Origin of the sequence: Pseudohongiella acticola (assembly GCF_001758195.1) — a bacterium.
Classification (GTDB): domain Bacteria; phylum Pseudomonadota; class Gammaproteobacteria; order Pseudomonadales; family Pseudohongiellaceae; genus Pseudohongiella; species Pseudohongiella acticola.
Genome location: NZ_MASR01000001.1, coordinates 810,641 through 829,614, shown reverse-complemented (window position 1 = coordinate 829,614; position 18,974 = coordinate 810,641). Strand labels below are relative to the sequence as shown.

Genomic DNA, 18,974 nt, shown 5'->3' with positions numbered 1-18,974 from the left:
ATAACTAACAATAACTCAGTTAGGAGATATCATGAAAATCCGAATGCTCTTGGCAGGCCTCTGTCATCGTCTGAGGCCAGAAAACCGTGGTTCTTTATTCTTTGTTCTGGTCGCATTCTGGACTGCACTGATAGCTCAGATTGCCAGCGCTGACACCGTCGATGGTCGGGAAGTTCCGGAGTTTTCCAACGGCAGTATCCAGCTGCCGGAAATGGCTTTTGGAGGAAATCTGTACAGCATCGAGCTGACACTGGTTTCAACAGCCGGATCCGAGTTATTGCAGGTCACTGACTCTCGCCTGTTAGGGGCAGCAACCGACCCGGACACGTTTCATGATCATGCCGCGCGTTTCGCCGACGATACCTTGAATATTCCGGTCTTCAAAATGAATGATCGTTACTACGCTGTTGAGCTGAGCGCCGAGTTTTCCATCACCGGGGCGGCGCCGGTTTTCAGGCTAAAGAACCTCTGGCCAGTGACACCGGGCAAGCTCTCAGTTCCGATTGCCGGGCTGGATTATGTCTCCGGCAGTAAAACCGGCGTGACCGACTCTCAAGGCCGTTACTACCCGGTTGAAGGAAGTCAGACGTCTTTTAGCATCGGTGCAATGGCACTCGGAAACCCCGTTGCAGCCAGTCAGCAGAATGAAACAGCCTACGCGTCGCTGTTTTCGCAAGGGGAAAAAGACCCGGCATATGCCCGATCCTTGCGGGTGCTGGGTACACTGGATGCAGACAGCAATAGCGTCAATGGCATTCAGATCAGCTCTGCTATGAAACAGTCTGCATCGGCAGCGCTGGCCAGTATCAACCTGGCTTCAGGCAGCTTTGACAGCCAGTACAGTACCTTGACGGTGACGGCAAAAGGTGTAAACGCAGACGCCTCTTCCTATAGTGCGGCTTCAGCGGAGATCAATTTTCAGAAACTGGAAATTCAGAGTTATATGGCGGCCCGGTTGCAGCAAAAGTCCATTCCGGGCGTGTCGCTTTCGATAGAACTGCCTGATGGTCAGATATGGCACACGGCAGCGGGTGTAGCAGACACGCAGACAAAAGAAGCCATGACGCCGCAACACCAGTTTCGAATAGGCAGCTCTACCAAGTCGTTCACCGGCATGCTGATCATGCAGTTGGTCGATGAAGGCAAGCTGTCACTGGATCAGAAACTGGCCGAGTTCTTTCCGGGCAAATTCCCTGACGCAGATATCATTACCATTAAAATGCTGCTAAACCATACGGCTGGCATTTTTAGCTTTACCAATGAATTTCCAGACTTTGAACGGGCGTTTGGTGTCACCATGGATGTGGCGCCAAAAATGACTGACCTTTGGTTTGTTCGCTACATCGGAATGCCGGGTTTTGTCTACCAGCCGGGTGAACTGGTTGATATTGGCGCGTCCATTAACTCAGCATTCGCACGCAACAACGCCACGTCTGACAGGCCTTATCTGGTCAATGAGCCGGGCCAGCAATGGAACTACTCAAACACCCACTATGTCCTGCTTCAGGAGATAGCCGAAATGGTGACGCAGAATTCCTGGCAACATGAAATTCGCACCCGCTTTGTTGAGCCTCTGGGATTGACAGACACCATTGTGCCTGACCCGGGCGACCTGTTACTTGAAGGAACCTACGCGCGAGGTTATGTGAACTGGGCAGATAACCAGGGTCCGTTCGTCGCCGACTTGTTTGGTTTTCCGCACACGGATATAGAGCGATCGAATACCGACCCGGCATACACAATGGGATCCGGCGCGATCATTTCGACTGCGCCCGATCTGGTTAAATGGGCCAATGCCGTGATGGAAGGGCAACTATTGAGCTCAACAACACAGGCGCTCATGCGTGAGCCTTTCGAGGTAAACAGCGCCTTTGGCGAGGAAATAAACATGTTGCAGGGGGTTGTTCAGGATGTTGGGCTCAAAGTCTTCGGTCATCGTGGACAGATAGTTGGTTATGATGCGTCGTGGCAGTACCATTATCGCAATCCCAACGATGTTATCGGCACGGGTACGGCGATGGCGGTTCTGTTGAATCGAACGTTGCTGACGGAGACTAATGCCGATGGCAGTCCTCATATTTCTGACGTCAATGAAGTGATGCTGGAAGGCATTCTCGATATTCTTTACGGCGATCAGTAACAGATGGAAAGTCGGTTCTTTCGCACCAGGGATGGTTTCAGGCTGCACTATATCAGTCACCCTTGTGTCACATCAGACTGCGACAGTTATTGCATTCTGCTACACGGGTTTACCAATGATGCCCACGTCTGGGACACGATGGCCGATGTACTGCGTCGGCATCATCATGTAATTGCGCTGGATCAACGAGGACACGGCGACTCCGACTGGGATCCAGAGCATCGGTATTCGCACTGGCAGCTAGCCGATGATTTAGAGGATCTGCTGCAGGTTTTTGACGGCGCCCGAATACATGTGATCGGGCATTCTCTGGGCGCCAGAGTATCTATGCTGGCGCTCGAGTCGACCCGGATTGAGGTTGCCTCACTGACAATCGTCGATGCTGGTCCGGAGGTTAATCCGGACGCGGGCGAACGCCTGGTCAATGATGTCATGCAAATGCCCGCATATTATGCCGATAGTCAGGCTTATCTCGACTGTATGGCCCGGGTATATGTCATGGCCGATAGCAGTGTACTGGCCAATATGGCCCGGTTTAGCCTGCGGGTGACGCGGGGCAGGCTGACGGGCAAGACCGATCCGGCATTTACACCCGGTATCTGGCATAAAAATCCGGAATTCAGGCAGCGGCACAGGGAGAAAGGTGAGCTGAGCGACCAGATCTGGACAGCGCTGCGGTCGCTCGATTTGCCTGTTCATATTGTGCGGGGGCAGGCCTCGTCCATTCTTGAGTCGTCGCTGGCCCGGAGAATGATAGATGAGCTAAAGGGGCGGGGCGTACTCTCAATTGTGCCCAGGGCCGGGCATGCAGTCATGCTGGATAATCCGGTCAAAAGCACCGATCTGATCGCACAATTCATTCGCGACCTGGATCAGTCAGGAAGCCCGGCAGTATGGGCAGAGAAAGAGCTTGTATCCCTTGTCTGAATTGGCGATACTTGCGCAACACTCGGTGCAAAAAAGAATAAGCTAGACGATCATTCTGGCTTGCGCCATATGTCAAAAAGCAATCATGATGCAGTCCGCTGCGGCTCACCATTTACAGATAATCAGCAACCATTTGCAAGGAGTGTAACTTGACTACCAAGACTGAAACCCAAAGCGAATCCAAAAGCGAAACCCAGACTGATGCCGAGCTGGACGCACTGGCCATGGAGAAATCGGAACGCCTTGACAGAGCGTCGGCGATTATTGCCAACAAATGCAAATGGAGTGGTGCTGCCGGCTTCATCCCTGTTCCCTATCTTGATCTGGCGGGCCTTGCTGCAGTTCAGGTGAAGATGGTCAGTGAATTGACCAGCCTCTACGACAAAACTGTAAAGCAGGAAGCCATTAAGACTCTGGTAGGCACGTTGATGGGCACATTAACAACTGCCGGCCTGGCAGGCCCTGTTGCTTTCTCAACACTTAAAATTGTTCCTGGCCTGGGATCCATTGCCGGCGGCTTGAGTATGGGTGCGGTTGGTGCAGCGGCGACTTACGCAGTTGGTAAAGTATTCGTCAATCACTTCGAGGGTGGCGGCACTCTGGCGAACTTTGATACTGAAAAAGTAAAAGATGACCTCAAGAGTGCCTTTTCGTCCAAAGCCGCCAAGGCCTGATTCGACAGGTGAATAGAGGCTGGTGACTAAGCTGTGGAAACTGCATTGTGCTCTGCGCGATGCAGTTTAACATTGGTCGTAGACCTTGTTTGTTAAGAGAGCTTGTTAAGAGAGCTTTTTAAGAAAGCTTGTTGAGAAAGCTTGTTTAGACAGCTTGCTGAGTTTGCATGGAGTCTAGCTAATGTTGTTTGACCCTCTTCTACTAATGATTTATGTCCCGATTTGCGCTGTAGTCGGGTTCTTTGGGCGAAATCGTTCGGTCGGGTTTGCCGGCGTATTCACGTTTTCTCTGCTCGTATCTCCTCTGATTGTGTCGTTAGTGTTGCTGGTGACGTCTCCTGCCAAGACCAATGCGAGCGCCTGACTCAGAAGACCCATACAAAAATCCCGTGTCACTGTTGTTCGCAATAACTTTCCAAGAGAATGCACACCTGATGAAAACGCTCCGTCATGCTCCTTGCGCATTATTGCTGCTCTTCGTTGCCCACAATGTTTCCGCCCAGAACATTCTGTTTCGAGATCTGCCGGTTCCAGAGCAGTCGACCGGACCGCAAGGCAAAATGTTGGGGCCTCTGCATCTGGATGCTGATGTGATGGCAGGCGTTCTGACAACAAACAATGTCTACCGTGATGCAAGTCATCTCGGTTCTGACGCAACGCAGCTGGCACTGTCCAGTACCCTGACCTCCAGTTCTGAACGTCACCTCCTTATCGGCACGCTGGAGCATTACAGTCAGGACTTTCAGGATGATGCTTTCCAGGACATGGACCTGGATGCCACGACTGCCACTGTTTTCGGCCGCTTTGTCACGTCTGAACTGACCAATCTGCGCCTGTTGTTGATTAACGAAGAGGATATTCTCGGTAAATCGCAATCTGAGCAGCTTAATGGTTATACCAGCGGTGTGGAGCAGAATCAGCGCATAGAGGCGATCTTTGAGGTAGATAACTCGCGTTACTTTGCCAATGTCATGGCCCGTAATGACAATGTCGAGTCGAAGATAGATGCGGGGTTGCAACGAGATGCATTGAACCGGTCGGAGCGGGACTATATTTTGCTCGGTGGCCGTTATTTCGGTTGGGGCAGGGCCTTCGTGTTTGGTGGCACACAGTCAGTCAACTACGAGTCAAGCACGTCACCTGCTTTGTCTGAGCGCGATTCTGATGAGAATCGGTACGGCTTTGGTGCTGAATACCAGGTCGGCAGATTGTCCGGCGACGTTGATGTCTTTCGTTTTACTCAACGCTTCGACAGCGCGACCATTCCCGATATCGAAAATGCATGGGTGGGCAGCGGTACGTTGAATTATGCGTTCAGTGACAATTTGACGCTGCTGGTGGCGCTGCAAAGGGGTTTCCACGAAACCAATATTCCGAATGCCGGAGGTATTTTTGCTGAGGATGTCTTTGTTGGTGGGTCCTGGTCGCTGTCCCCAAATCTGTATCTGAGAATGGGGCCCAGCTACAACAGAACTGAGATTCACAACACGCCGGTAGTGCTCGATCGCTTTGAGCTGGATGCGGAACTTGGCTGGCAGATCAGTGCCAATTTCGACATGATGCTGACAGCCAACGTTTTTGAGCAGGAACCCGAGAATCCCGCTCTGTCAGCTTTTTTCAAGGCACAGCAGACCAATGCCACTCTCAGTATCCGCTACTCTCTGTGATGTTCAGTGCCGCGGAGTCGCTGTCTGATTTGTCCTGTCAGTTCCTGAATCGCTGGTGAGTCAGCGATTTCCTGCTGTTCAGCCAGCATGTCGGTCAGGATGTCCAGGGTAGTTAACGGGTTAGCCAGCACTGCCCGGAAGACAATGACCGGATCGCGATCGTACTTGACCGGATTGAGTCGCGTGCGCGATACAAACGAGCGGCCCAGCCCGCGTTGGGTCTTCTGCAGGCGCTTAGTCAAGCCGTTTAACAGCTCATTCACTTCTTTGCGTAAGTTTACTGGCGCAGCAAGCAAGGCCTGCTGAACGTCCGCCGGCGCGTAGCGATAGGTCAGGATGTTGAGCTCAGGTTCGCTGATTAACTCAAAGTCCGGATTGGCCTTGATCATGTCAGCGAACGCGCGCGCTTTCTCGATACCTTGATCAATCAGTAACTCGTAACCTTGTCGCCCGATAATCTGCAGGCCTGAATGCACCAGAATGGCCATGCCAGGTCGAGATCCTTCCACGGTATGACTGCCCAGATCCTTGGAGCCTTTACGTATGATGTATTCGGCGTGATGTTCAACGCTACTCAGGGTTTCAGGGTTGCGAAACACGCAAATCCCGGCGCCCATGGGCACGTACAGCTGCTTATGGGCATCAAGTGTCACTGAATCGGCGCGTTCGATACCTTTCAGTAAGGATCGGTACTTATCAGAAAACAGTGTCGGTCCACCCCAGGCAGAGTCGACGTGAAAGTGAATGCCTCGTTCGGCGGCGATATCAGCCATCGCATCCAGCGGATCGACATTGCCTGTTTCCGAGGTGCCGACAATACCCACGATCGCCATCACCTTAATATTCTGTTGTTTCAGTTCATCGCATTTGCGTGCCAGCAGGTCGGTTCGGATTTTGTTGTTGGCATCGGTTTCAATGCCAATCAGCGATCGGCGCCCAATACCAAGAATGTCGGCGGCCTTACCCAGAGAGTAGTGTCCCCGTTCCGACACCAGCACTGCCATGCCCTTGTAGCCGTAATGCTGCATGCCAGCCAGTAACCCGTCCTGACCCAGACCAGCGAAATCTCCCTGTGGTGCCAGCACATTGTTACGCGCCGCCCATAATGCGGTCAGATTGGCAATGGTGCCACCCGAGCAGAAGCTGCCCAGGGCATGGCCGCGATCATGCATCCAGCGCTGGTAGAAATCATCGTTCTGCTGATAAATCAGGTGGTGCACCATGCCGATTACCTGGCGCTCCATCGGCGTGAACGCCTTGGACGTCTCCACTTTAACCAGATTCTGATTCAGTGCCATCATGATGCGTGACAGCGGCAGCATGAAATAGGGCAGCGCTGATGTCATGTGGCCAACAAAGCTGGGCGCGGAAATATGCACAGACTGCGCTACAAGTTTGTCTAATACAAACTGGATCTGGTCCGATACAAAGGTAGGCTGCTCCGGAATATGGGGATCGGCGAAATCCCGTTCTATGTCGGCAAGATCTCGCTCTGCAGCGACGATATGCTGTTGCAGGAACCCGGCAAGGTTCTGTGAGATTGACTGATCGATCTGGCCGAGCGTCGAATCCGGGGCTTCCGGTACCGTGAAAATGCGGTACAGAGACTCAAGGCTGGCCTCGGCCAGTTTCTTGCTCGCGAGCTTGTTGCTGGTGTGCATATTGCTGGTCATTAGGGGCGCTCATCCAGACACGGGGTGCGCAGTATAGTGTAATTGCGGCAGTGATGGAAACGCTGGACGGAGTTGACAGGGTGCGTTGGCGCGGGCAAGATCAGTGGATAATGCCATTGGCGAACCGAGCTGTTGTCCGCGTAAAAGCCGGTATAACGCGATGGAGTATGCCATTTTCCAATTTTTCGATTGAATTCAGAGTTTTGTGAATTATGCTGATGATAAAAACAAGCCTGCATCGAATGGCGTTAGGGTGTTTTTTAGGCCTGCTGGGCTTGCTGATACAGTCGACGGAGCCGGTCCATGCCCAGTCCGAAGCTCTGCCCAGGCCAGCAGAACTGGAGCCTGCGATCCGTTTCTGGACCCGTATCTACACTGAAGTTGATACGGACAGCGGGTTTTTGCATGATGCCCGCAATCTGGCCGTGGTTTACCGCACGGTTGATTACAATCGCCGGGAGATTGAGCAATACCGAAGCCGGATAGTCGAGGACCTGAACATTCTGGCGACCGGTAAACGCAGCGGTCTTACTCTGACTCAACAGCAAACGCTGGATGCCTGGCCGGAAGGGGTCAGCGACGCCCAGTTGGCAGAAGCAGCCACCCGTGTACGATTTCAGCTGGGTCAGTCCGACCGGTTTGTGGCAGGCCTGATTCGTTCAGGCGCCTACCGCGAGCATATCACGCGGGTTGCCAGCGAACGCGGATTGCCGGTGGAGCTCGGTGCGCTGCCGCATGTTGAATCCTCGTTTCACCCTGGGGCGTACTCGCACGCCAATGCCGCTGGGATGTGGCAGTTCATAAGGGCCACGGGGCAACGTTTCATGCGCATCGACAATGTCGTGGATGAGCGTATGGACCCTTACGTCGCCACACATGCCGCCATGAGCCTGCTGGAATACAACTACAACCTGCTGGGGCAATGGCCACTGGCACTGACCGCATACAACCATGGCGCGGGCGGGCTGGCACGAGCGGTACGTGAAGTGGGCAGTGACCAGATCGAAGATATCATCGCCAACTATAACGGCCGCGCATTCGGTTTTGCTTCACGCAATTTCTATCCCCAATTTCTCGCGGTTCTGGATGTGGAACGACGGGCTCAGGCTTTGTTCGGCCTTCTGCATCTGGATTCCGCACCGCAATACGATGAGTTCGAACTGGACGCTTACATTGAGGCTGACACATTGGCTGCAACCCTGGGTGTCACGCTGGATCAGCTTCGTTTTGATAACCCGGCGCTGCGTCCGGTGGTATGGCAGGGTGGCAAACGCATTCCACGCGGTTACACGGTCAAAATTCAGCGCAACTCAATCAATGCACCGCTGGCTACGCTGATAGGCAGGGTGCCGGCCGGGCAAATGTTTGCCTATCAGACGCCGGATGTGAATTATGTCGTGCAACGGGGCGACAGTCTGTCGGCGATTGCCGGTCGTTTTGACACCTCGGTAGGGCAGCTGGTATCTCTGAATCAGCTCGACAATCAGCATCGCATACAGATCGGCCAGACGCTGCTGTTGCCGCACGATACCAGCATGGTAACTCAGACCCTAGCGTCGGGCAGCGCCGAGTCGGCAGCGCCAGAAGTTGTTGCTGCGGTTGTAAGCACCGGCGACAGCTACAGTGTCAGGGCAGGTGATACCGTGTCACGGATCGCGGCCCGTCTTGGCGTCAGTGAGTCGGACCTTCTCCGGCTGAACGGTATTACAGACCCGCATCGTATTTATGCTGGACAGGCACTTCGTATACCGACAGGCGATGAGGCGCAGTTAATGTCAGTGGCTTACACATCTGCTGTGGATCAGCAGGTGACGGCGGAGCCCGTGGTCATGGAGGATACCGATGAGTCTGCGCGCGACCTGGTGGGGCCGCCTGAATATGATGCCGAAATTCATGGCGATCGTCTGGCACTGCAGGCAATGTCCGAAGAAGTAGCGGATGACCTGGCAGTGGAGCCGGATTTGAGCGTCAGTGCGAGTAATGAACTGGCAATACGTGCGCTGTCTGCGGATCCATCAGACTATTCGGTGGCGGGCAACGGTACTGCTGAAATTCAGGCGTCGGAAACGCTGGGTCATTTTGCAGATTGGCTGAATATTTCGACGCAGTCGCTGCGTGACCTGAATCGGCTGAGCTTTAATCAGCCCCTGATTATCGGTGAGAGACTGCAGCTGGATTTTGGTGAAGTCAATCAGGAGGAGTTTGAGTTGCGTCGGCGGCAGTTCCATGTCGCGCAGCAGGAGAACTTCTTCCGCAACTACCGTATCCAGGATCTGGCGCGACATGAGCTGGCGGCGAACGAAAATATCGCCAGCATCGCGCGGCAGCGATATTCGGTACCGTTGTGGCTGCTACGGCAGTACAACCCGGGGCTGGATTTTAGTCGCGTGCGTGTCGGTCAGGAAATTGTTTTCCCGATTGTCTCCCGCGACGACGATGCCTGATGATCCCGCGCCTCGTCAGAATCTGGCACGAGTCAGTCGGGTTTGGTTAACTTATGGAGGAGCGTTGACAACCCTTGGATGGTTGTCACCGAGCCCCCCATGGATGGGTTCACGGGCGTCTCCGGAATAAGTTAACCAAACTCGGCTGACGACCCTATCGAAATGTGCACCTTGCTTACCTGCCCAACCTCAATCGCGGATATCGTCTATTGCGTCGGCCAGCAGTGAAACGGACAGGGCGTAGCGGAAGGCTGGGTTGTAGCGCATGACAGAGCAGAAGTTTCGGTAGACCAGATAACCCTTGTCGTCACCTTCGTCACCAATGATCAACGCTGCCGGCAGATCGCGGGTAGGCAGATTGCTGCCATCGGCCCGACGCACACCCAGCTGTTGCCAGTCACTGAGAGGTCGCCAGGCGCCCATGCTCTGGAATGACCGGCATTGGGCTTCCGGTGTCATACCCACCTCCTGTGGCGCCGGCAAGGACTGCTCTCCGCCTGAAGGCAGACTGACTTCGCGGCCCCAGGTCTGATCATCACGCCAGCCCGTAGAGCTCAGATAATTCGCTACTGATGCAATTACGTCTGGCCCCATGGTCCACAGATCGATGCGACCATCGCCGTCATGGTCCACCGCCAGTCGCAGAAAGCTGCTCGGGGTAAACTGGACAATGCCCAGCGCACCAGCCCAGGAGCTTTTCATCATGTCCGGTGTGGCATAACCCTTGTCGATGATTTCCAGTGCCGCGTACAGCTCATTACGGAACATCTCGCCACGGCGGCCATCAAAGGCCAGCGTTGCAATAACGCTGAACAGCGGTTCGGTGATCGGGAAACTGCCGTAGTTACTCTCCAGGCCCAGAATTGCCACCACAAAACGGTGCTGCACTCCGTATTGCGCTGAAACCTCACGAATCATGTCGCCGTGCTCTTCCATCAACTCCTTGCCCGCTTCTATACGGGAGGGATTAACGCGGCGCAGATAGCGTTCATAAGTATTGACGAACTCCGCCTGACTGCGGTCGGCCTGCACCACCTGACGCTGTTGCTGGATTTCAGGCAGCACGCTATCCAGAGTGCTGGCGCTGATGCCTCGTGCCAGTGCATCGTCACGAAAATCAGCCAGCCAGCTCTGGAAAGCCGCGTCATTGTTTTCGCCTTCTGCGTCCTGCGCTGAAAGAGTCAATGGCAGTGACAGCATGCCGAGCAGGACAAAAAGGTTTTTAACGTGTGATAGCCGCATGCGTACTCCCGAGTCTGTTGGAACCCACAGATTCATGTTTGATAATGGCAATAATTGTAAATTCGATAGCCGTAACGGCGGTAACTTTAGCGCGTAGGCTCAAATGCGACAAGCGTTTTCAGGGCGCAAGCAACCTTGTCATCACCTCCGCCCAGGGCTCACGCATTACATCGGTGCTGAACTGACTGACATCGATCGCTGGCGGGCGCACTGCCAGGTGTTGCCATTGCCCGTGCCAGGTGATGATTTTTTCGCAGGCAGCAGCAGCCTGTTCTGACAATGCGCAGCCGGATACGTCATACAGGTAGTCAGCATCAATGTACTCTGGATAGGCCAGCGCAGCCGGTGCCAGTGGTATACAACCCAGTGCCATCGCCTCCAGTATCGACAGCCCCTGAAAGTCATGCAATGCCGTGGACAACACGATATCGGACTGCGTCAGGGTTTGTTCATACTCTTTTCGCGACGGTAACCATTTATCGATCCCCGGTGCTATGTCGAACTCAGTGTAGTGCTGTGCCAGTAAGGTCCGGATTCGACTGAACTCCTCAGGCTCATTGCGGAACCGCTGTCCCAGCAGATGCAGGCGAAACGACAGCCCTTGGCTAACCAGCCTCTGAACGATGGCCAGCAGCAGCGCCGGTCCTTTGTCGTATTCATGGCGATGATTCCATACAATTTGCAGGGTATCGTTCTTGCCTGGCAAGTGCCTGGTGTCATTATTTTGGTTGGCGTTTTCAGGAAAGAGTCGGTCCGGCAAGGGCACTGCAAGCACCGATGATCTTGCCCGCAATTGCTGCATCAATCCGTCGGGGACGTGGTCTGGCAGTTTTGTTAACAGTTTTTCCAATCCGTCAAAGAAGCTGCGCTGATTCCAGTGGCTGTTGAATGCAATATGGTCAGCACACAGAGCGGTGTAGAGGCTCAGAACCTGGGCATTGACTTTGTTGCTCTGGTCGTTGGTCTGCTTTGCATTCGGATGTCCAGCTGTCAGATCGGGCGCTTGCGTCGCTGCAGGATGGGCTGGAGGGCTGGGTGGCGTGTTTGTGGGATAACCAAACTGATTCTCATGAAAATAAACCAGCGTCGGCAAACATGTCAGTTCTGGCACAAACCCTCGAAGGCTGCTCAAATCGGTCAGCGATGTCACGATTAGCAGGTCATAGTTGTCAGTCAAGGTCTGCCGGTGGTTAAATGCCCAGCTCAGACTATTGCCACGAACGCGCCAGGCAAAGTGTCGCGGCGGCAGACTGAGACAGGTCCAGTGGTCATCGGGAAACATGTCACACAAGGTGTGTCGCCACTGCTGATGACTATGGGCATCATAGGCACTCAACAGAAGAATGCGGCGCGCCGTGGCTTTGCCTGCCTCGGTTGTGGTGGTTGAGTGTTTGGATGAGCGTGTGGATGAGTAGTTGGTTGACATGGGGTTGACCACTGACAGCTAAGGATTCGGAGAACCTATGCAATCTAATGACGATCGGCTGTTGGGTCAATTGCCGCAGACCCTGATCAGTCGTCTGCCCGAGCGGGTCAGTGATGCCCTGTTACAGCATGCCCGGGACAATGCAGCGTCGGCTGCCGTGCGCGACCATCTTGGTCGAGCACTAAATTATGGTCAACTCGCTGACGCCGTGCGTGATGCGCAACAGCAACTACATGACGCAGGCGTCAGTGCCGGTGACCGGGTCATGCTGGTGAATGAAAATTGTGTGCCACTGGTTGTAGTCATACTGGCGTTGAGTGAACTGTCCGCCTGGCCGGTCGTGGTCAATGCGCGCATGGCAGAGGCGGAACTGGATCGCATTCGGCTGCATTGCGAACCCCGTCTGGTGTTGTATTTTCTTGATTCCGCCGCCGCAGCTGAGCGCTGGCAGCCCTACCGTGATCTGGACAACAGCGCCCAGCTGATGCTGGGTGCAGGTCAGGTAGGCGTTCGTTATCTGTCGGTCGACGTCAGGCCGGAGGAAAACAGTCTGATTGACGCTGGTGTATTTACCCTGATTTACACCACTGGCACCACCGGAGATCCCAAAGGGGTCATGCTCACACACCGCAATGTGCTCTATGTGGCTGCCGTCAGCAGTGCTCTGCGCGGATTGCGAGCCAGCGATCGGGTTTATCTGGTGTTGCCGGTATCGCATGTGTTTGGACTGGCGGCGGTGTTACTGGCGTCGGTTTACGTTGGTGCCGAGTTGGTGCTGGCCGATCGTTTTGAGCCCGCAACCGCCATGGTCACCATGCGTGAACAGGGCATCACCGGTTTGTTCGGTGTACCGGCAATGTTTGCCAGACTGGCGGACTTTGCTCGCGCGCAGGGGCTGACATCATCGGATATGCCGGCTTTGCGATTTATGTACAGTGGCGGCGCGCCGCTTGACCCTGCGATCAAGGAAAAAACTGAAACCCTGTTTGCCATGCCACTGCTCAATGCCTATGGCATGACCGAGAGCGGGCCCACCATCTGTCAGGTGCGATATAACGAACCGTTATCGTCTTGCAGTGTCGGGCGCTTGCTGCCCGGGCTGGAGTCGCGACTGCTGGGTGTTGATGGTGAACCGGTGGCAGCAGGTGAGGTTGGAGAACTGCACATCCGGGGGCCCAATATCATGCTGGGCTACTATCGCAATCCGCAGGCGACAGCCGCAGCGCTGGATTCAGAGGGTTACCTGAACACAGGAGACCTGGTGCGGCTGGATAGCGCCGGCAATGTTCATATCGCCGGACGCAGCAAAGAGCTTATTATTCACTCCGGGTTCAATGTTTATCCGCCGGAGGTGGAAGGGGTTATCTCCAAACACCCGGGAGTGCTATTGTGTGCTGTGGTTGGACAACAGCAGGAAGGCAATGAAGAAGTCGTCGCCTGGGTGCAGCGTGCTGCCGACAGCGACCTGACGGAAGCTGAGCTGCAGGCCTTCATCAAGCCTCTGCTCACCGCGTACAAACGCCCGTCACGAATCCTGTTTATGGAGCAGTTGCCAACGGCACCGTCAGGCAAGGTGCTGAAACACAAGCTGAAATGACACTAGCTAACGGAGAGCAGGTTAATGATCAAATTGTACGGGTTTCCCATCAGTAACTATTACAATATGGTGAAGATGACATTGCTGGAAAAAGGCATGGCATTTGAAGAAGTAATGGTGCGCCCCTCGCAGGAGTCGGAATACCTGTCCTGCAGCCCGATGGGTAAAGTACCTTGTCTGGAAACCGACCAGGGGTTTTTGACAGAAACCGAGGTGATCATCAATTACCTGCATGATCTTGGGCAGGGTCCGTCGTTTTATCCCGATGACCCGTTTGAAAAAGCGAAGATCAGGGAATTGATTCGTTATCTGGAGCTGTATATCGAATTGCCAGCGCGGCGACTGTACGGGGATGTCTTCTTTGGCAAGCCGGCCAGTGATACAGAAAAGCAATCCGTACGTAAAGAGTTGGAGAAAGGCTTTGCCGCCTTGCGTCGTCTGGCTGACTACTCGCCCTATATCGGCGGTGACACCATGACTTATGCAGATTTTTATTTCCTGTTCAGTGTCGGCCTGGTGACCCGGGTGACCAAAAAAGCACTGGACTGGGATGTGTTCAGCACCGAGCCCGGCATTCGGGAACTGTTGGTCTTGCTGGAACAGCGTGATAGCGTTGTTGCCATCAGGGAGGCCCAGAACGCGCCGATGTAAGCTTTCTGCAGGGCAATACAATAAAAAGCGAGGCTACCGATGATCCCGAGTCCTGCCAGCACCGTCGTATTGGTGCGAGAAGCAGAGAACGATATTGAAACGCTGCTGTTGTTGCGGAACAGTAAATTGACGTTCGAAGGCGGTGCCTGGGTGTTTCCTGGCGGCAAGGTAGACCCTGACGACTACCCGGAACAGGGCGCCGCCAACGAAGCTGCAGCGTCCGATTCTGTGCAACAGGCGTATCATGCCGCCGTCAACGCCGCCATACGCGAAACCCGGGAAGAGGCCGGGTTAGACATCAATTCGTCCGAGTTGATCCATATTGCACACTGGACCACGCCATTGGGTTTACCCCGACGCTATGCCACCTGGTTCTTTCTGTGTCCGTTGCAGACGTCGGTTGAGATTGTGGTGGATGATGACGAAATACTGGACTATCAGTGGTTGACCCCACGCATGGCACTGGCGCTGCATGAGGCCGGCACGATTCGCCTGCCAAAACCGACGTCACACACGCTGCAGAGCATTGCTCATTATAATTCGGTCACCCGTTTGTGTGCCGACATGCGGCAAATGGATGTTCATGTTTTCCCTGAGAATTCCGATTACTATCAACCGGTTAGCGGCCCCGTGACGGGGCGCAGAAGCGACTGTTGAAGTCGCTCAGAGGCACCGCTCAGGGATAACCGTTGTTCAGGTCGATCCGAGCGGTAACGGGGACGGATACGCTTGCGTTGTCCCGTCGCTTAATGGGATAGTTAGATTGGAAGTAAGGTTAAAAGTCAGAAGAAAGGCGATACCAGATCAACAGCCAGGGAATGCTCACGGAATGAGCGACTGCATGCACTATCGTTGACTCAAACACGAACAGCAGAGCCGCCTATGTCGTTGTCCAGACCGGAACCAACCACAATCGAAAAGTTACGCGCGACCCTGTCCACGGTCCGCAGGCGGCGGCGCCTGCTCAGCATGTTGCACCAGACCAGCCTCATGCTGATCGGAATGGCGGTGTTGTTGCTGACACTGAGTGTGGTCAGCCTGTGGCTGCCTTCTTCATCCCTTCTGCAAATTCTGTTGTTTACCTGTTTCGGAGCCATCGCTACGGCTCTGCTCTGGCGATACGTGGCGGCCCTGCGGCGACTGCGTGCAGACGACAGGCAACTTGCGAGTTTCGTTGAATCCCGGATGCCGGATCTGGAGCAGCGCCTATTGACGTCGCTGGAATTCTCCGGCGACGAAAGGGCAGCGGCCGATGCCGGGGTGTCAGCTCAGTTTGTCAGGCAACTGTGGAGTGATGCCGACGTTTATCTGGCGGCTCAACAGCAACAACTGGCTCAAGTGTCCGATGTGCGCCTGCCGTTACTCTCGGTTGCCACCGCTGGCGCTGTTGCGCTGGTTACTCTGATTGCCTTTATCAGCTCCGATGCGCTGCTGCGTGCAGGAAGTCAGTTGCTGTGGCCGTTCAAAGCAGGGCAGCAGCAGACCCCGCTGGTCGTTGATAGCAACACACACACACCCGCAGAAATGAATATTGTCGTTGAACCGGGTGATATCCGGTTGCAGCGTGGTCGCGACGCAACAATCACTGTGCGTATCGAGAATGCCTCGCCGGCCGACGTCAGTCTGCGACTGCAGACCGACCAGTTGAACTGGTACGACGTATCCATGCGCCGTGACGGGTCCGGCAGTGATGGCGCAGCCTTCAGTTACTACATGCCATCTGTTGACGACGATACCCGGTATTACGTCAGTGTTGAACATGAGGGAGAGCAGCGGAGCAGGCAGTACAGTATCAGTCTTTATGACCTGCCGCGTGCAGAGCAGATTGATGTCGCCTATGCCTTTCCTGAGTACACCGGCATTGAGAACTATGACGAGGAAGACGCGGGTGACATGGTGGTACCGGAAGGCACGCAGGTCACTCTGGACCTGTCTTTTAATAAAGCTGTGCAACAGGCGCAGATTGTTTTTGATGATGACGTGGCGCAGCCCGTCAGTGTTGACGGTGCCCGTGGCACGGCGACGTTCACGGTAGCTGCGGATACTACCTACCGGATAATTGCGACAGATTTCGATAACCTGGCTACCGAAGATCCGGATGTGTTTTTTATTCGCGCCATTGAAGACCAGGCACCTGAACTCGCCCTGCACAGTCCGGGCCGTGATCAGGATGTGATGCCGCTGGAAGAAGTGGTACTGGAAATCGAGGCCAGTGACGATTATGGCCTGAGCCAGTTCATGCTGCACTACAGTGTGGTAGGCCGTGACGAAGTTGCTGTGGACTTTCTGCCGGAAGAGCAGACGCGCACTGTTGCCGGCAACCAGATGATTTACATGGAAGACCTGAGTGTGCAGCCTGGTGACTTTATCAGTTACTACATGACGCTGGCTGATAATAATGACCTGAGTGGCGCCCAGTCTGTGGTGTCGGATATCTACTTTCTGCAGGTGGTGCCCACGGATCAGGAATTTCGTCGCGCCAGCGGTGGCGGCCAGCAGGGCGGCGGAGGTGGCGGTGGCGGTGGCGACAGCAGTGCGCTGGTGACGCTGCAGAAAGACATTATCTCTGCGACCTGGCGCCTTCGACAACAGCAGATGGAGCTGGAGCCGCAACAGTTCGCCGATGATGTGTCGGTGATTGCCGAGTCTCAGCGCGACGCCGTAGAGCGGGCAGGCATGTCAATTGACCGCCTTGCCGAGCGTATCGACTTTGCCGATGACACCTATGCCAACGCCGTAAACTATCTGCAGAACGCCATAACACAGATGGAACTGGCGGCCGCGGAGTTGGACGGAGCTGCGCTGACCAGTGCCATGGCCCCCGAGCAGCAGGCCTTGCAACTGGTGTTGCGAGCCGAAGCGGAAATCAATCGTACCGATGTCAATTTTCAGCGCACTGCCGGCGGCGGTGGCGGCGGGGGGGCTCAGCAGGAGCGTGAGGACCTGCAGGAGCTGTTTGATATGGAGATGGGGCAGAACGAGAATCGCTACGAAACGCCGCGGCAGGCCAGTGCAGGCCAGAATAACAGCGAAGAAGCCAGTCGTCTGGAAGAACTTGCCCGCCGTCAGGAAAGTCTGACCCGTGCCCAGCGTGATTTGTCGCGACGCATGGACGCGCTGGACGAAGAACAGCGGCGTCGGGAACTGGAAAGATTGCGTCGAGAGCAGGAGCAGTTGAGCAACGAACTCGCACAACTGGATCAGCAGATGTCGCGAGGCCAGCCACAGGGGCAACAACAGGGACAATCAGGTTCGCCACAGCAGAGTCAGATGCAGCGTGCACTCGAACAGATGCAACAGGCGGCGCAGGCGGATACGCCCGCTCAGGCGGCCGCGCGCAGTCAGCGCGCCCTGGAAACCCTGCGCGAGCAACAGCGGCAGATGCAACAGCAACCGGCAAACTCAGCCAATCAACTGGCACAGAACCTTTCGCAACGTGGGCAACAGTTGGCGCAGCAGCAACGCCAGTTGCAGCAAGAGTTGGCACAGCTCAGCCGTGAACAGGGTGTTGGCCAGTCGCGGGAGGCAGCCAGCAGTAATGAAGATGTTGAGTCCCTGCTGAATCAACAGCAGCGTAACCGCCAGGAACTGGAAGAGCTCGAACGTATGCTGCGCGCTGTCATCGCGAGGGCAGGCAACGATGAGCAACAATTGTTGTCGCAGGCGCAGCGGGCCAGTCGTGCGGTACGCCCTCTGCGTGAACAGATGGACACCAGTAACCGGGTGTTACGTAACGGCATGGTCAATCTGGCCGTCGATATTGAACGGGAAATTTCCGATTCACTGGGTGAGTTCAGCCAGAACCTGCAGGCCCTGGATCCAGGCAGTCAATCAGACAGTGAGTCGGGGACCGATGCTCTGATGCAGGCGGCGGCTGATGCCAGCGCGTTGCGCGAGCAACTGGAATCACTGCAGCAGGAGATCGACGCGCGAGCGGCAGGTGCGTCAGGTGAAGAGTCTATTGCACAACTGCGCGAACGCTTGTCGCGCTCACAAGCGCTGGCCAATCAGCTCACGCAACAGCTGGACAATGCTCAACAGGGCGAGCAAAGCCCGCAGCAACGTGGTCAACAGGTGGCCGGTCAGCCACAGGGGCAGCAGTCAGGGCAACCGGGGCAACAGGGCCCACAACCGGGCCAGCAAGGACAGCAAGGCCAGCAAGGACAGCAAGGACAGCAACCAGGCCAACGCACGGGTGCCGGTGGCCAGTTGACCGCAGACGGCCGTGGGCGCGGAGGCATCCCGGAGCCTGGCGAAGCGGCATTGTGGGGCAACGCCCGTTCCATCAGTTCCGATATCACCCAGCAATCGCTGGAAGCATTCATGAACCAGCCTGAATTACTGCGTGGGTTACTGCAACCGCTTCTGGAACTTGAAAGTGACCTGCGCGCGCGCGCCGAGCTGGCGCAGATTACCCGCCGACTTTACGCTGTATCGGAGGAAGACATTCCGGATCAGTATCGACGTCTGGTTGAGGCTTATTATCGGGCATTGTCAGAGAACAGGAGCGCAGTTGAAGCAGTTGAATAACTG

The 18,974-nt window shown here is 55.1% G+C and carries 12 protein-coding genes; 9 read left to right on the top strand and 3 right to left on the bottom strand.

The window, feature by feature from the left end; translation table 11 throughout:
• Positions 1 to 31 precede the first annotated feature (31 nt).
• The 4 genes from PHACT_RS03570 (at position 32) to PHACT_RS03555 (ending at position 5,408) form a co-directional block, all read left to right on the top strand.
• Positions 32 to 2,140 (top strand): serine hydrolase domain-containing protein, encoded by a 2,109-nt coding sequence (locus tag PHACT_RS03570; protein WP_083264312.1) that lies wholly within the window; start codon positions 32 to 34, stop codon positions 2,138 to 2,140.
• Between the two features lie 3 nt (positions 2,141 to 2,143).
• Positions 2,144 to 3,067 carry an alpha/beta fold hydrolase gene (locus PHACT_RS03565; protein ID WP_070115948.1) on the top strand — a complete coding sequence of 308 codons (924 nt, stop codon included), beginning with the start codon at positions 2,144 to 2,146 and terminating at the stop codon, positions 3,065 to 3,067.
• Positions 3,068 to 3,216: 149 nt separating this feature from the next.
• Complete coding sequence (locus PHACT_RS03560) at positions 3,217 to 3,741, top strand: YcjF family protein (protein ID WP_070115947.1); 525 nt, start codon at positions 3,217 to 3,219, stop codon at positions 3,739 to 3,741.
• A 434-nt stretch (positions 3,742 to 4,175) separates the two neighbouring features.
• Positions 4,176 to 5,408 (top strand): outer membrane beta-barrel protein, encoded by a 1,233-nt coding sequence (locus PHACT_RS03555; protein WP_070115946.1) that lies wholly within the window; start codon positions 4,176 to 4,178, stop codon positions 5,406 to 5,408.
• Here the strand turns inward: PHACT_RS03555 and panP are convergent.
• Positions 5,396 to 7,081, bottom strand: a complete 1,686-nt coding sequence (gene panP / locus PHACT_RS03550; protein WP_245730557.1) for a pyridoxal-dependent aspartate 1-decarboxylase PanP — start codon at positions 7,079 to 7,081, stop codon at positions 5,396 to 5,398. The genes PHACT_RS03555 and panP overlap by 13 nt on opposite strands.
• A 212-nt stretch (positions 7,082 to 7,293) precedes the next feature.
• Here panP and PHACT_RS03545 point away from each other — a divergent pair, with 212 nt between their 5' ends.
• Positions 7,294 to 9,525: a LysM peptidoglycan-binding domain-containing protein gene (locus tag PHACT_RS03545; protein WP_083264310.1), complete on the top strand. Its 2,232-nt coding sequence runs from the start codon at positions 7,294 to 7,296 to the stop codon at positions 9,523 to 9,525.
• A gap of 189 nt (positions 9,526 to 9,714) precedes the next feature.
• Here the strand turns inward: PHACT_RS03545 and PHACT_RS03540 are convergent, their stop codons facing one another.
• Positions 9,715 to 10,767 (bottom strand): lytic murein transglycosylase, encoded by a 1,053-nt coding sequence (locus tag PHACT_RS03540; RefSeq protein ID WP_070115944.1) that lies wholly within the window; start codon positions 10,765 to 10,767, stop codon positions 9,715 to 9,717.
• A gap of 118 nt (positions 10,768 to 10,885) precedes the next feature.
• Positions 10,886 to 12,193, bottom strand: coding sequence for a tRNA-queuosine alpha-mannosyltransferase domain-containing protein (locus PHACT_RS03535; RefSeq protein WP_083264309.1), 1,308 nt, complete (start codon positions 12,191 to 12,193; stop codon positions 10,886 to 10,888).
• A 37-nt stretch (positions 12,194 to 12,230) separates the two neighbouring features.
• Between PHACT_RS03535 and PHACT_RS03530 the strand changes: the two genes are divergently transcribed.
• The 4 genes from PHACT_RS03530 (at position 12,231) to PHACT_RS03515 (ending at position 18,971) form a co-directional block, all read left to right on the top strand.
• Positions 12,231 to 13,790 carry a class I adenylate-forming enzyme family protein gene (locus PHACT_RS03530; RefSeq protein WP_070115943.1) on the top strand — a complete coding sequence of 520 codons (1,560 nt, stop codon included), beginning with the start codon at positions 12,231 to 12,233 and terminating at the stop codon, positions 13,788 to 13,790.
• A gap of 24 nt (positions 13,791 to 13,814) precedes the next feature.
• Positions 13,815 to 14,441, top strand: a complete 627-nt coding sequence (locus tag PHACT_RS03525) for a glutathione S-transferase family protein (RefSeq protein ID WP_070115942.1) — start codon at positions 13,815 to 13,817, stop codon at positions 14,439 to 14,441.
• 39 nt (positions 14,442 to 14,480) lie between these two features.
• Positions 14,481 to 15,098, top strand: a complete 618-nt coding sequence (locus tag PHACT_RS03520) for an NUDIX hydrolase (protein ID WP_070115941.1) — start codon at positions 14,481 to 14,483, stop codon at positions 15,096 to 15,098.
• Positions 15,099 to 15,323: 225 nt separating this feature from the next.
• Complete coding sequence (locus PHACT_RS03515) at positions 15,324 to 18,971, top strand: DUF4175 family protein (RefSeq protein WP_070115940.1); 3,648 nt, start codon at positions 15,324 to 15,326, stop codon at positions 18,969 to 18,971.
• Positions 18,972 to 18,974: the final 3 nt, after the last annotated feature.

Coding starts and splice junctions, on each gene's coding strand:
- PHACT_RS03565 (WP_070115948.1), top strand. CDS start 2,144: ATGGAAAGTCGGTTCTTTCGCACCAGGGATGGTTTCAGGCTGCACTAT.
- PHACT_RS03535 (WP_083264309.1), bottom strand. CDS start 12,193: ATGTCAACCAACTACTCATCCACACGCTCATCCAAACACTCAACCACC.
- PHACT_RS03570 (WP_083264312.1), top strand. CDS start 32: ATGAAAATCCGAATGCTCTTGGCAGGCCTCTGTCATCGTCTGAGGCCA.
- PHACT_RS03525 (WP_070115942.1), top strand. CDS start 13,815: ATGATCAAATTGTACGGGTTTCCCATCAGTAACTATTACAATATGGTG.
- PHACT_RS03520 (WP_070115941.1), top strand. CDS start 14,481: ATGATCCCGAGTCCTGCCAGCACCGTCGTATTGGTGCGAGAAGCAGAG.
- PHACT_RS03540 (WP_070115944.1), bottom strand. CDS start 10,767: ATGCGGCTATCACACGTTAAAAACCTTTTTGTCCTGCTCGGCATGCTG.
- PHACT_RS03555 (WP_070115946.1), top strand. CDS start 4,176: ATGAAAACGCTCCGTCATGCTCCTTGCGCATTATTGCTGCTCTTCGTT.
- PHACT_RS03530 (WP_070115943.1), top strand. CDS start 12,231: ATGCAATCTAATGACGATCGGCTGTTGGGTCAATTGCCGCAGACCCTG.
- PHACT_RS03545 (WP_083264310.1), top strand. CDS start 7,294: ATGCTGATGATAAAAACAAGCCTGCATCGAATGGCGTTAGGGTGTTTT.
- panP (WP_245730557.1), bottom strand. CDS start 7,081: ATGACCAGCAATATGCACACCAGCAACAAGCTCGCGAGCAAGAAACTG.
- PHACT_RS03515 (WP_070115940.1), top strand. CDS start 15,324: ATGTCGTTGTCCAGACCGGAACCAACCACAATCGAAAAGTTACGCGCG.